At 70.4% G+C, this 12878-nt stretch carries 13 protein-coding genes; 4 read left to right on the forward strand and 9 right to left on the reverse strand.

Annotated features, from left to right (window positions below; genetic code table 11):
- Window positions 1-29 precede the first annotated feature (29 nt).
- From lnt to FA582_RS01745, 8 genes are all read right to left on the reverse strand, one after another.
- Complete coding sequence (gene lnt, locus FA582_RS01710; protein ID WP_029541165.1) at window positions 30-1631, reverse strand: apolipoprotein N-acyltransferase; 1602 nt, start codon at window positions 1629-1631, stop codon at window positions 30-32.
- Window positions 1624-2538, reverse strand: coding sequence for a cation diffusion facilitator family transporter (locus FA582_RS01715; protein ID WP_006593157.1), 915 nt, complete (start codon window positions 2536-2538; stop codon window positions 1624-1626). Before FA582_RS01715 ends, lnt begins: the two co-directional genes overlap by 8 nt.
- Window positions 2535-4529 carry a heavy metal translocating P-type ATPase gene (locus FA582_RS01720; RefSeq protein WP_010148051.1) on the reverse strand — a complete coding sequence of 665 codons (1995 nt, stop codon included), beginning with the start codon at window positions 4527-4529 and terminating at the stop codon, window positions 2535-2537. The genes FA582_RS01715 and FA582_RS01720 overlap by 4 nt, the downstream gene beginning before the upstream one ends.
- A complete protein-coding gene (locus FA582_RS01725) occupies window positions 4526-4954 on the reverse strand; it encodes an ArsR/SmtB family transcription factor (protein WP_010148050.1) in 429 nt (142 codons plus the stop codon). The genes FA582_RS01720 and FA582_RS01725 overlap by 4 nt, the downstream gene beginning before the upstream one ends.
- 55 nt (window positions 4955-5009) lie before the next feature.
- Window positions 5010-5627 carry a vitamin K epoxide reductase family protein gene (locus tag FA582_RS01730; protein WP_006593160.1) on the reverse strand — a complete coding sequence of 206 codons (618 nt, stop codon included), beginning with the start codon at window positions 5625-5627 and terminating at the stop codon, window positions 5010-5012.
- Entirely contained in the window at window positions 5608-6267 is a 660-nt protein-coding gene (locus FA582_RS01735; protein ID WP_006593161.1) for a DsbA family protein, read from the reverse strand. The genes FA582_RS01730 and FA582_RS01735 overlap by 20 nt, the downstream gene beginning before the upstream one ends.
- A 152-nt stretch (window positions 6268-6419) precedes the next feature.
- Window positions 6420-6974: a cadmium resistance transporter gene (locus tag FA582_RS01740; protein ID WP_051125172.1), complete on the reverse strand. Its 555-nt coding sequence runs from the start codon at window positions 6972-6974 to the stop codon at window positions 6420-6422.
- 91 nt (window positions 6975-7065) lie between these two features.
- Window positions 7066-7545: a signal peptidase II gene (locus tag FA582_RS01745; RefSeq protein WP_006593163.1), complete on the reverse strand. Its 480-nt coding sequence runs from the start codon at window positions 7543-7545 to the stop codon at window positions 7066-7068.
- 503 nt (window positions 7546-8048) lie between these two features.
- Here FA582_RS01745 and FA582_RS01750 point away from each other — a divergent pair.
- The 4 genes from FA582_RS01750 to ccsB are packed head-to-tail and all read left to right on the forward strand — an operon-like array spanning window position 8049 to window position 12073.
- A complete protein-coding gene (locus FA582_RS01750; RefSeq protein ID WP_006593164.1) occupies window positions 8049-8645 on the forward strand; it encodes a TlpA family protein disulfide reductase in 597 nt (198 codons plus the stop codon).
- Window positions 8642-9388 carry a cytochrome c biogenesis CcdA family protein gene (locus FA582_RS01755; RefSeq protein WP_006593165.1) on the forward strand — a complete coding sequence of 249 codons (747 nt, stop codon included), beginning with the start codon at window positions 8642-8644 and terminating at the stop codon, window positions 9386-9388. The genes FA582_RS01750 and FA582_RS01755 overlap by 4 nt, the downstream gene beginning before the upstream one ends.
- Window position 9389: 1 nt before the next feature.
- On the forward strand, window positions 9390-11039 hold the full coding sequence (gene resB / locus FA582_RS01760) for a cytochrome c biogenesis protein ResB (RefSeq protein WP_006593166.1): 1650 nt from the start codon (window positions 9390-9392) through the stop codon (window positions 11037-11039).
- On the forward strand, window positions 11036-12073 hold the full coding sequence (gene ccsB / locus FA582_RS01765; RefSeq protein ID WP_006593167.1) for a c-type cytochrome biogenesis protein CcsB: 1038 nt from the start codon (window positions 11036-11038) through the stop codon (window positions 12071-12073). Before resB ends, ccsB begins: the two co-directional genes overlap by 4 nt.
- Before the next feature lie 208 nt (window positions 12074-12281).
- On the opposite strand, the gene FA582_RS01770 is transcribed toward ccsB, so the two are convergent.
- The gene (locus FA582_RS01770; RefSeq protein ID WP_010148047.1) at window positions 12282-12839 is read right to left on the reverse strand and encodes a methyltransferase family protein; all 558 of its coding nucleotides are present in this window, start codon (window positions 12837-12839) and stop codon (window positions 12282-12284) included.
- Window positions 12840-12878: the final 39 nt, after the last annotated feature.

Consider the following 12878-nt stretch of genomic DNA (forward strand, 5'->3'; position numbering starts at 1 on the left):
GCCCCTGGCGTGATGGCCCCCACCTTGGATCAGGCGCCTGTGTGGGCCCCGGGTGATCCACGGCGAGGCAGCCGTCGCCGTGGTTGCCAGAAGAGCCCAACGGCGACGACGAGGGCGGCGGCGGGTACGACCCAGGGGCCGGTGTGGACGGCGAGGGTCTGCTCGGTGCGCACCGGCAGCTGCCCCAGCAGGGTCGCCTGGGTGTACGGGTCGCTGCGTTGGTGAACGACTCCGTCCGGGGTGATGAGTCCGGAGACACCGACGTTGCTGACGTGCGCGACGGAGCGGCCGTACTCGACCGCCCGGACCCGGGAGATGGCCAGATGCTGCACGGACTGGTCTCCCTCGCCGAACCAGGCGTTGCTCGTGGGGACCACGAGCAGCTGCGCGCCGCCGGTGACGAGGTCGCGCACTGCCCGGTCCACGACGAGCTCGAAGCAGATGGCCAGGCCCAGGTCCACGGGCCGGCCGTCGGCAAGCGGCACCGGCACCACGCCGGGGCGGTCGCCGGCGCTGAGGTCGACGATCCGGTCCACCCACGGGCTGAGGTGCCTCAGGAGCGGGCGCAGCGGCATGACCTCACCGAAGGGCGCCAGATAGATCTTGCTGTACGTCTGGTCGAGCCCTAGCCCGGGCAGGTAGCTGAACACCATGTTGGCGGGTGGCCCGGCACCGCCCTGTCGGGACAGGCCACCGAGCACCAGCGGGGCGCCGACGGCTTCCACTGCCGCCATGATCTGGTCGTTGGCCGCCTGGCCGACCCGCGGGTCCAGCGGGTCCAGGTCGGTGGCGCCCTCGGGCCACACGACCAGGTCCGGAGCCGCAGCCTGGCCGGCGTCGACACGGGCCGCTAGCTCGTGGGTGCGGTCGGCATACCGGTTGAGCATCGTCCCCGGCTCGGCGGTCAGGGTCCGGGTGTACCCCTCGGGGATGTCTCCCTGGAGCGCGGCCACGCGCACCGGCTCTCCCCCGGTCGGGCGGGGAACCAGCACCGGCCCGACCACCAGGACAGCGGCAGCAACCAGCGCTCCGGTGGCCCTGCCCAGGTGCGTGCGCCCAGGTGCGAGGAACCGCTGCACGGCCACGGCGAGCAGACCACCGGTCAAGGCGAGGAGGAAGCCGAATCCCGGGACTGCCAGGAGGCTGACGGCGCCGAGCATCGGTGAGTCCGCCTGGCTGAAGCCCAGCCGTGCCCAGGGAAAGCCGCCGAACGGGGTGACCGAGCGTGCCCACTCCATCAGTACCCACGCCGCGGCACCGACGACGGGGCGGACCGCGCCCGTGCGCTGCAGCAGCGTCAGCAGCACGCCGAGGGCGGCCGGGTAGAAGGCGGAGGCCACGCTCATGGCAAGCCAGGCCGGAGCGCCGGCGTAGGTGCCGGCCCAGGTGAACATCGGCGTGAACCAGGCCAGTCCCAACAGCAACCCGGACAGCGCACCGACCCACCAAGACGCCCCGGCCGTGGCCAGCGCGAGCGCAGCGCACCCGACGATCGCCAGCCACCACACGTCGTTCCCCGGGAACGCCAGCCACAGGGCGGCACCGCCCAGCAGACCGAGCAGCATGCGTGCCGCGAGCACCAGCAGGAAGTATCCATGGCCCGTCCGGACCGGACGGGCCAGCCTATGCATGGGCGGCGTGCTCGCGTTCGGCGTGGTGCGGGGGTTCGAGCTGGATGGTGGAGTGCTCGATGCTGACGGTGAAGTGGGCGGCGACGCAGTCCTGGAGCTGGGCGAGCATCTCGGCGGCGTGGCCGTCGGTGAAGCACTCCTCGTCGAGGACGACGTGGGCGGTCAGCACGGGCAGTCCGGTGGCGATGGTGGAGGCGTGCAGGTCGTGCACGTCCTGAACGTGCGGGACGGCGAGCAGGTGGGCACGGACGTCGTCCAGGTCCAGACCCTTGGGGGTCGACTCCAGCAGGATGTGGCCGGCCTCGCGCAGGATGGCGATCGCCCGGGGCACGATGAGGGCGGCGATGACCATGCCGGCGATCGCGTCGATGCGGACCCACCCGGTGGTCGCGATGACGATGGCGCTGATGATGACGGCCACGGACCCGAGGGCGTCGTTGACGACCTCGAGGAACGCGGCGCGCATGTTCAGGTTCGCGGCCCTACCGGTGCTGAGGACCAGCATCGAGGCGATGTTGCCGGCCAGGCCGACGATGCCGAAGAGGAGCAGGCCGGTGGAGCTGACCTCGTGCGGTTCGTAGAGCCGCCGTACGCCCTCGACGAAGGCGTAGATCCCGACCCCGAGGAGCACGGTCGCCTGGGCGCCGGCGGCGAGGACCTCTGCACGGCGGAACCCCCAGGTCCGGGCCGGGGTGGGTGGGCGCAGCGCCAGCGACGCGGCGACCAGTGCCATGGCCAGCCCGGCGGCGTCGGTGAGCATGTGCCCCGCGTCGACCAGCAACGCCAGGGAGCCGGTCCACACGGCACCGATCACCTCGGCGACCAGGATGGTCGCGGTGATCGCGAACGCGACCGCCAGCCGGCCCCTGTGGCTGGTCCCGACGCCGTGGTCGTGACCGGCGCTCATGCAGTCGCTCCTTCCAGACGGGCGGGATCCGCCGGGGAGGCGGTCAGGGTGGGCAGCTGCCGGGTGCGTCCGGCGCGGACGCCGTTGGCGATGACCAGGACCTCGGCCAGCTCGTGGACCAGCACCACGGCTGCCAGGCCAAGCACACCGAACAGGGCCAACGGGATGAGGACCGCGATCAGGACCAGGGACAGCACGACGTTCTGCAGCATGATCGTCCGGGTGCGGCGAGCGTGGTCGAACGCCAACGGCAGCAGCCGCAGGTCATCGCCCATCAGGGCCACGTCGGCGGTCTCGATCGCCACGTCGGTGCCCATGGCGCCCATCGCCACGCCGACGTCCGCGGTCGCCAGCGCTGGTGCGTCGTTGACGCCGTCGCCGACCATCGCGGTCGCGCCGTGGGCGCGCAGCCCGGTGACGACCTTCGACTTGTCCTCCGGGCGCAGGTCGGCGTGCACCTGCTCGATCCCGGCCTGGGCGGCCAGCGCTGCGGCGGTGGCGTGGTTGTCGCCGGTGAGCATGGCCACGGTGTAGCGGCGGTCGCGGAAGCGGGCGATGACCTCGGCGGCCTCGGACCGCAGCTCGTCCCGGACGGCGATCGCGCCGACCGGTTGACCGTTGACCTCGACCACGACCGCGGTCGCCCCCGCCCGCTGCATACTGATGACGTCCCCGGACAGGGTGCCCGGGTCGACCCAGTCGGGCTTGCCCAGCCGGACCCGGGCACCGTCCACGGTCCCGACCAGCCCGGCGCCGACCACCGCGTCGACGTCCTGCGCGGCAGGCGCCCGGTCGGCGGCGGCCAGGATCGCTGCGGCGAGCGGGTGCTCGCTGCGGGCCTCCAGCGCGGCCGCCCAGGCCAGCACCTGCTCCCGGTCGGTCCCGGCGCTGGTGGCGACGTCGACCACGGCCGGCCGGTTGCGGGTCAGGGTGCCGGTCTTGTCCAGGGCGACGGTGCGCACCCTGCCCAAGGTCTCCATGGCGGCGCCACCCTTGACCAGGATCCCGCGGCGGCTGGCGGCCCCGATCGAGGCGACGCTGGTGACCGGCACCGAGATCGCCAGCGCGCAGGGAGAGGCGGCGACGACCATCACCAGGGCCCGGTGCACCCACACCGACGGGTCGCCCAGGAGCGCGCCGAGAAGGGCCGTCAGGCCTGCGGCGACCAGGATGCCCGGCACCAGCGGGCGGGCGATCCGGTCGGCCAGTCGCTGGGTGGCGCCGCGGCGGGACTGCTCGGCCTCCACGACGTGCACGATCCGGGCCAGCGAGTTGTCCTGCGCGGTGGAGGTGACCTCCACCTCCAGGGCGCCGGTGCCGTTGATCGACCCGGCGAAGACGTCCTTGCCCGGCCCGGTCTCCACCGGCATGGATTCACCCGTGATGGCCGAGGTGTCCAGGGTGCTTCGACCGGTCCGCACGGTCCCGTCGGTCGCCAGCCGCTCCCCGGGCCGCACCACCATCACGTCGCCGATGACCAGCTGTGCCGGGTCCACCACGAGCTCCCGGCCGTCGCGGAGCACGCTCGCCTCCTTGGGCACCAGGTCCAGCAGCGCCCGCAGGCCGTGCCGGGTGCGGGCCAGGGAGTACTCCTCCAGGCCCTCGCTCAGGGAGAACAGGAACGCCAGCGCAGCAGCCTCCTCGACCTGCCCCAGCAGGGTCGCCCCGACCGCGCCGATCGTCATCAGCAGACCCACGCCGAGCTTGCCGCGCGCCAGACGGCGCAGCGCACCCGGCACGAACGTGGAGCCACCCACGAGCAGCGCCGCCGCGGCGAGCACAAGCTCGACGGTCTCCCATCCCCCGAGCCCGGCGAGGAACCCGGCCAGCAGCAGCGCACCGGAGGCCAGACCCAGCTGCACCTCCCGCACCTGCCACAGCCGGGTCGCCGGCTCCTCGACCTCTCCTGCTCGAGCTGGTGGGGCGACGGGAGCCTCGCATCCGCACGCGTCCACCGCCACCTCCCGCTGCGGCGTCTGCGGCCCGCTCACGCCCCCGCCTCCTGCCCGGCGTGGGGGCGCAGCTGCTCGGGGGCCGGGTTCCCCGCGGTCCCCGCGCCGTAGTTCGGGCACAGCGCGACCGCATACCCCGACGTCGCGAGCAGGCGCTCCGCCGCGTCCAGCACGTCCAGCAGCTCCGGAGCACTGGTCAGCGAGAACATCGAGGCCCGGCCCTCCGGGCGCGAGACCACCAGGCCGCAGTCTCGCAGGCAGGCCAGGTGCGCACTGACCGTGGACTGCGCCAGCCCCAGGTGCTCCGTGAGGTCGCGCACCTTGTGCTCCCCCAGCGTCAGGTGCTGCAGGATCGCCAACCGTGACCGGTCTGACAGACCGTGGAACAGCGCGGCCGCCACGTCGAGCCCTTCAGCTCGGGTGCCGTCGCCTGGCGCGGGTGCGCTCTGTGATGTCATCGTCATGCGCCGATCATAGCCGGATGCCGGCCGTCCCGGCGCCTGAGCCGCGGCAAGCGTCCTAGGCGAGGGTGATCCAGTAGTCCCAGAACCGGACGGCGATCAGAGCCGCGACCACCAGGCACCATGTCGTGACGATCGTGACGGCGTAGTCTCCGACCCACCGTGGAAGCGCCCCGGCGCGGGACCACCGGGCCAGTACCGCGACGAACGCGGCCACGGTGACGACCCAGACCACCATGCAGTACGGGCACAGCGCACCGATGCGGTGGACGCTCTGGAAGATGAGCCAGTGCACGAACACCGTGCCCAGCGCCGTACCCGCGGTCAGGCCGATCCAGTACCAGGACGGCAGCCGGGCGCCGCTGATGATCGTGACGGCGACGGTGACCAGGGCGGCGAAGCCGGCCACGCCCAGGATCGGGTTGGGGAACCCGAACAGCTCCGCCTGGGGGGTGCTCATCACCGACCCGCAGCTCAGCAGCGGGCTGATGCTGCAGCTGGGCACGTAGCTCGGGTCGGCGACCAGCCGGATCTTCTCCACCAGCAGCACGAACGCCGCCGACAGACCGACCCAGCCGCACACGAGCAGGACCCACCCCACGGCCCTCCCGACCGGCGCGCCGGGCTCCTGGGAAGGAGCGGTGAGCGCGGCGGGCTCAGCGGTTGACGGCTGCATCGATCTGGGCGCGGAAGTCGCCCTCGGAGGTGGGCTGCAGCAGCTCACCGTCCAGGAAGAAGGTCGGGGTTCCCTGGACACCCAGTGCCATGCCGTCCTGCCGGTCCTGCTCCACGCGCTGCTGGGTGGCGGGGTCGGCGACGGCGGCGTCGTAGGCGGCCATGTCCAGCCCGAGGTCCTGGGCGAACTGCCGGAACAGCGGCGCCTTGGAGTCCTGCTGCTCGCCCCATTCGCTCTGCGTCTGGTACATCCGCGTGTACATGTCCTCGAACCGGCCCTGCTGGGCCGCCGCCTCGACCGCCACCGCCGCGTTCATCGCGTTGGCGTGGCTGGGGATCGGGAAGTACCGGACCACGAACGTCAGCTCCCCGGCGTACTCCTCGCGGATCTGCTCCACCAGCGGGTAGGCCGCCAGGCACGCCTCGCACTCGAAGTCCAGGAACTCGACCAGCACCGGCGCGCCCTCACCGGCGTCGGAGAGCACGTGGCTGTCCTCCCTCACGACCGGCACCGCCGAGCTCGTTCGCGCCGAGTCCGCGACACCGGTGCCGGACGGCGGGCGGGTCACGCCAACGGCGACGGCCACCACCGCAACGAAGACGGCGATCAGCAGGAGGGACAGGATCACGTTGCGCCGCACGGGCACTCCTTCATCAGGCGACACGGACGATCGGCCAGTCTGGCCGAGGATGCGGGAAGTCCCGACGCGGATCGTAGAGCCAGACCCTGAGAAGACTCTGGCCCGGTGCGACAAACGCCATTCGGACAGGGCAGGGACCGATGCGCCCCTACCTACAGGCCGAAGGCGCCACCTTCGACGAGGATCGCCACGCCGAGTCCGATCAGGACCAGAGGGAACAGGACGTGCTCCCAGCGTTCCAGGACCTCTGCGATGGGCCTACGGGTGGCGACGAACTTGGCGAGCAGGACAAGCACCATGACGAGGACGAGGAAGACGACGCAGTAGGCCACGACCGCGCCGGCGCCGACGGTGACGAAGACGGGGACGTAGACGCCGATGTTGTCACCGCCGTTGGCGAAGGTGACACCGGCGACCGTCAGGGCGCTGATCGTCTTGTCCGCGACCCGGTCGTCATCGTCTCCGTCGCCGCGCCAGACCTTCCATGCGGTCAGCAGGCCGAGCAGCAACGGGATGAGCCCGAAGTAGGCGATCGCCGACTCGGGCAGGAAGGTCACCGCGCCCAGGGAGACCAGTACCGAGACGACGAGTATGCCGCCGAAGCCCAGGTACTGACCCACGACGATCTTCCTGGTCGTGCCGCGCAAGCCGGCGCCCCGGGCGAAGAAGAGTGACAGCACGATGATGTCGTCGATGTTGGTGGCCATGAACAGCCCGAAGGCCTGCAGGACTGAGGTGAGCACAGGGTGATGCCTTCGGTCGTGTGTGGTGGGTCAGGCGGGCGACGTGGCCACGCGGTCAGCCGCTGGTGTCGGTCCCGGCCGGCTGCCGTGGTGAGCGCAGCTCGAGCAGCGCCAGCAAGACGACCCCGGTGACGATCGCGGTGTCAGCCAGGTTGAACGTGGGCCACCACCCGCTGTGCAGATAGTCGGTCACCACACCGTCAAGAGAGCGATCGATCCAGTTGCCGCACCCACCACCAAGAATCGCCGTCACTGCGGCGAGCCGCCAACAGTCCCACGTCGGAGCGGCCCGCCAGGCCACGACGGCGATCGCGACGATGACCAGGCCGGTGAGCGCGACGACCAGTGCGGCCGGCGCGTCAGCGCCGAGGGAGAACGCCACCCCCGGGTTGTGACTCAGCACGAGGTCGACTGGACCCAGGGCCAGCCCCGCCTCCAGCGCGCTCTCAGCCCACGCCTTGACCAACAGGTCCGTCACCGCCACCGCCGCGGCACCGGCCACCAGGACGGCGCGACGCGGTGCCAGTTTCGTCACGGACGCTGCTGTCCATCCCACACGACGCCCACCAGGGGTCGTTGACACCCGCTGGCGGGGATCGGCCGGGGCAGAACCGGACACGCCTGCTGCTCGAGGGCCACGCGCCGCAAGGCGGTTGGAGCGCCTCTGGTTGCCCCCAGCTCCTGGCGGGTCAGGCTGGGACCCACCGGGCGGGGTTAGAATCGACATGCGGCGATGGTAGCGAGTGACGCTGCTGTCAGCAAAGGGTAGAGTCGCACGGGCGGCCGTGTGGCCGGCTCGTCACCACCGTGGCGACCCTCAACCATCGCGTTCGGCAGGCAGAGTGGTAGCGGATGGAAGGTAAGCGGCATGGGCACCATAGGGCGACCCCGGGTGGAGCGAGGCGGTGGACGAGCAGGACGCCCCGACCCCCTCGAGCCGGCCAGCGGTCGACGGCCTCGCCGACAGACGATCTCGGTCGTGCGCTCGCGAGGCATGCTCGCAAACGGGGCACACGGCGACTTCGACGGGCTGCTCCGGTGACCCGCGGGCACCTCCTGGCCCTGCTCGCGGCCGTAGCAGTGGTCCTGGCCGGCTGCGGTGGCGAGGGCTCGACGATCAACGACCAAATGCGTCAGGGCGACCAGAAGGGATACGTCGCCGGTGACGGCACCATCCAGGTGCTGGCGCCGGAGGAGCGCGAGACCGTCATCACCCTGGAGGGGACGACCCTGGAAGACGAGGCGTGGTCCTCGCAGGACCACCTGGGCGAGGTCGTGGTGGTCAACGTGTGGGGGTCGTGGTGCGGGCCGTGCGTGGAGGAGGCGCCGGACCTGGAGGAGGTGGCCACCGAGTTCGCCGAGGCGGGTGAGCCGGTGCAGTTCATCGGGGTCAACAGCCGTGACTCGGTACCCAGCGCCCTGGCCTTCCAGCAGAAGTACGACGTGTCCTACCCCTCGCTCCAGGACGACGGCGGGCGCACCCGCGCCCAGCTGCAGGGGCTGGCCGTCGCGACGCCGACCACGATGGTCCTCGACGGACAGGGGCGCCTCGCCGCCCGGGTCAGCGGACCCGTGGAGGCGTCGACGCTGCGCGGCCTGGTCGAGGACGTGCTGAAGAGTGAGTCCGCCCGGTGAGCGAGGTCGTTCTCAGCGGGCCGCTGCTGCTGGCCGCCGCGATCGCCGCGCTGGCAGGTCTCGTCTCGTTCGCCTCGCCGTGCGTGCTACCGCTGGTCCCCGGCTATGTCGGTTACCTCTCGGGAATGGCGTCGCCCATGTCGGGCGCTCACGCGCCGGGGCGGTGGCGCCCGACGGTCGGGGCGCTGCTGTTCGTTATGGGTTTCTCGGCCGTCTTCATGGCGATGAGCGTGGTCATCTCCTCCCTGGGCATGGCCCTGGCGCAGCACCAGGGGCTGCTGCTGCGCCTGTCCGGCGCGGTCGTCCTCGGCCTCGGCCTGGTCATGCTGCTGCAGCCGACAGCATCAGTTTCGGTGCGGTGGCGACCGGCCGCCGGGATCGCCGGGGCTCCGCTGCTCGGGGTCGCCTTTGGCCTGGGATTCAGCGCCTGCACCGGACCGGCGCTCGCCGCGATCCAGACGCTCGGCACCTCGATCCTCCCGGGGGACGACCAGGTGGGCCGCGCCCTGGTGCTGGGCACCGCATACAGCCTGGGACTGGGGGTGCCGTTCGTGCTCGCCGCCGCCGGGCTGGGCTGGGCCAGCCGCGCCTCGCGCTGGCTGCGCGACCACTACCTGCTCGTGCAGCGCGTCGGCGGCGGGCTGCTCGTCCTCCTCGGCCTGCTCATGATCGCCGGCATCTGGGCCGAGGCCATGGCGTGGGTCCAGACCCGACTGACCAGCAACTTCACCACGGTGATCTGACATGGCCAGCACGCGAACACCGGAACGGATCGAGCCGTCCTATCCCAAGGACCGCACCACCTTGGGCGGCCCCCGGCTCGGCGCACTGGGCTGGGCACGTTGGGCCTGGCGGCAGCTGACCAGCATGCGCACCGCCATCTACCTGCTTCTGCTGCTGGCGGCCGCGTCCTTCCCCGGCTCAATCTTCCCGCAACGTTCCGTGGACCCGGTGCAGGTGCGCACCTTCTTCGAGAACAACCCCGACCTGGCGCCCTGGCTGGACCGGTTGTTCCTCTTCGATGTGTTCTCCTCCCCGTGGTTCGCCTCGATCTATCTGCTGCTGGTGATCAGCCTGGTCGGTTGCATCATCCCGCGGATGCGCCAACACTGGCGTTCGATCCGAGCCCAGCCGCCGCCGGCACCCCGGCGCCTGGCCAGGCTGCACGCCCGCGCCGACGGAACCCTCACCGCCGAGGCACCCGAGGTACTGGCCGCAGCCCGGCAGTCGCTGAAGGCGAAGGGCTACCGGCTGCGCGAGGCCGAAGACGGCGATCTCTGGGTCACTGGCGAGAAGGGGTACCTGAAGGAGACCGGAAACCTGCTCTTCCATCTGGCTCTGCTGGGTGTGATCGTCGCCTTCGCCGCCGGTAACCTGTTCGGCTGGCGCGGGGAGATCATCATCCAGGAGGGGCAGTCGTGGACGGCCACTGCCGGCACCTTCGACACGCTCAACTTCAGCCCGCTGGCCGGTGAGGGGGACATTCCCACGTTCACCGTGGAGCTCAACAAACTCGACGTAGCCTTCGAGAGTCAGGCCGAAGGCGCCCAGTTCGGCCAACCCCGCAGGTTCGACGGGTTGGCCACCGTCGAGGTCCCCGGCCGGGAACCCGAGCAGCAGGAGTTCGCAGTCAACCACCCGATCTCCGTGGCCGGAGACTCCATCTTCCTGCTCGGCAACGGCTACGCCCCCATCGTGACCATCCGCGACCCCGACGGAGAAGTCCTCTACTCCGACGCGGTCACCTTCCTCCCACAGGACAACAACTACGCCAGCGAGGGCGCCATCAAGGTCACCGCGCGAGACCCCGGCCTCGGTCTGGTCGGCGGCTTCCTACCGACCCTGCGCATTGATCCCGAGCTGGGGATGACGTCCTCCTTCCCCGGCCTGGTCGACCCCGTGCTGGCACTGACGGCATTCGAGGGAAACCTGTTCCCCGACGGGCGCCCGCAGTCGGTCTTCAATATCGACACCGACCAGATGACCCAGCTCACCGACGAGGAGGGCAACCCCGTCGCGATGCTGATCCGCCCGGGCGAGTACTTCGAGCTACCCGACGGCACCACCGTGGAGTTCGACGGCATAATCCGCTGGGCCGGGCTACTGGTGCGGCACGACCCGGGCCGGATACCAGCCCTGGGCTTCGCGATCGCCACCACCGTCGGCCTGGCCCTGATGCTCGGTATCAAGCGACGCCGGATCTACGTACGGATCAACCCTGAACACCCCATCAATGGTCCGATGCAGACACTAGTGAGCATCGGTGGCCAGTCCAAGGGCAGCGACCCCGGACTCCAGGCCGTCGTCGACGACGTCCTGCTCCGGATCACCGGGACCACGGGTGGCCGGACCAATACTCCTAAAACCCACCATCGAGACAAGGACACGGTATGACCGACCCACAGCTGGCCCTGTCCAGCGACATCGCCATCTGGGCCAGCCTGGCCGTGCTCGCGCTGGCCCTCATCTCCTTCTCGGCACACCTGGCCGTCACCGGAACCGCCAGGGAACGCCACGATAAAATCAAGGCCCGCGAGAAGGTCCGCGTGGGTGTTGGCGCCGACGGTGAGCAGCCAGCAGACACAGTCGTTGACGACTGTGCCACTGGACTGACGGACTCGACCACGCCGACCACCGCCGCAGTCGAGCCACCAACAGTCAGTCATCCCGCCGAGGTCACCCGCCGCTGGGGCATCATCGGGGTCCAACTCACCTGGCTGGCGACCTTCGGAGTCGTCGGCGGCACGATCTTGCGTGGCCTGTCGGTACAACGCTGGCCGCTGGGCAACATGTACGAGTTCGCGATCGTCGCCGCATCCTTCGCCCTCATCGTCTACTCCACGTGGAGCCTGAAACGCGACCGGCTGTGGCTCGGTCCCTTCGTCGTGCTGCCAGTCATGGCCGTCCTTGGCGCTGGCAAGATCTGGTACACCGAGGCCTCCCAACTCATGCCCGCCCTGGACAACACGATGTGGCTGTCCATCCACGTCACCCTCGCCACGCTGTCCGTGGCGCTGTTCATCATCGGGGCCGCCCTCGGCGTCGCCTTCCTGCTCCGCGACTCAGCCGAGAAGAGAAACCGCATCCGGGGTTGGCTGGCCGGCCTGCCCCAGGCAGACAAACTGGAGACGATGACCTACGGGATCCACATCTTCGCCTTCCCGCTCTGGACGTTCACCCTCATCACCGGCGCGATCTGGGCCGAGGTGGCCTGGGGCCGCTACTGGGGCTGGGACCCTAAGGAAATCTGGACCTTCATCATCTGGGTCGTCTACGCCGCCTACCTGCACTCCCGCGCCACCAGCGGCTGGACCAAACGACACGCCACCTACGTGGCACTCCTCGGCATGCTCTGCATCATCCTGAACTACACCGTCGTCAACCTGCTCATCACCGGCCTGCACAGCTACTCGGGGGTGAGCACGTGACGCCTTCCGCTACACCGTGAATGCGGCTGATGAACGCCAGCAACCCCAAGAACGTCGACTCCGACCACTACCAGCAAGATCATGGCCGTCAAGTGACCGACGCCCGTGGCCAAGACGGACCCGACCTGAAACGCCATCCCGCAATCGCTGGCCTCCAGCGACGTCATGTCCCTGGGGCACCAGGGCCTAAAGCGTGGCTACCTGGAACTCAAGAAGTCGGACGCAGGCGTCCAATCCCGGGGACGAACCGCCCCACGCGGGCGGCATAGTCGGCATAGGCCCGCCCGTGCGTGGCCAGCAGGTGCGGCTCCTCGACGGCGCGGACCTGCATCTGGATGCCCGCATAGACCAGGACCAGGCCCGCCAAGGCAACAAGGTTCGGGGAGGCCAACGCGAGCCCGGTGAAGGTGATAAGAGCGGTGGTGAAGATCGGGTTGCGGACGAACGCGAAAGGCCCGGAGGTGACCAGCTCGGTGCGTTCTGTCGGGTCGACACCGATGCGCCAGGCGGTGCCCATGGCCAGCTGCGCAGCGTAGGTGCAGAAGATGCCTGACGCGGCCACCGCGGCCGCTGCAGTGCGCAGGGCCGGCGAGCTCAGCGGTGACACCACCGGGTCGAGCCCGAGTAGGTCTGCGACCGGTGCGGCGACGCCGACCAGGAGAGAACCCGCACCGCTGATGCGATTGGCCCACCACTGCCGGGTGCCGCGCGCGGCGGCCGCGAAGCGGAATCCGCTGTCACCGGTGCGCCGCCGCTGGACGGCCATGCGACCCACCCCCGGCGAGCAAGGCCCACACGACGAACA

This window comes from Serinicoccus profundi (genome assembly GCF_008001015.1).
GTDB lineage: Bacteria > Actinomycetota > Actinomycetes > Actinomycetales > Dermatophilaceae > Ornithinicoccus > Ornithinicoccus profundi.

Excerpts from the sequence above, each read along its gene's own strand:
- lnt (WP_029541165.1), bottom strand. The coding sequence starts at position 1,631 with ATGCATAGGCTGGCCCGTCCGGTCCGGACGGGCCATGGATACTTCCTG.
- FA582_RS01715 (WP_006593157.1), bottom strand. The coding sequence starts at position 2,538 with ATGAGCGCCGGTCACGACCACGGCGTCGGGACCAGCCACAGGGGCCGG.
- FA582_RS01725 (WP_010148050.1), bottom strand. The coding sequence starts at position 4,954 with ATGACGATGACATCACAGAGCGCACCCGCGCCAGGCGACGGCACCCGA.
- FA582_RS01730 (WP_006593160.1), bottom strand. The coding sequence starts at position 5,627 with ATGCAGCCGTCAACCGCTGAGCCCGCCGCGCTCACCGCTCCTTCCCAG.
- FA582_RS01740 (WP_051125172.1), bottom strand. The coding sequence starts at position 6,974 with ATGGCCACCAACATCGACGACATCATCGTGCTGTCACTCTTCTTCGCC.
- resB (WP_006593166.1), top strand. The coding sequence starts at position 9,390 with ATGGCCAGCACGCGAACACCGGAACGGATCGAGCCGTCCTATCCCAAG.
- ccsB (WP_006593167.1), top strand. The coding sequence starts at position 11,036 with ATGACCGACCCACAGCTGGCCCTGTCCAGCGACATCGCCATCTGGGCC.
- FA582_RS01770 (WP_010148047.1), bottom strand. The coding sequence starts at position 12,839 with ATGGCCGTCCAGCGGCGGCGCACCGGTGACAGCGGATTCCGCTTCGCG.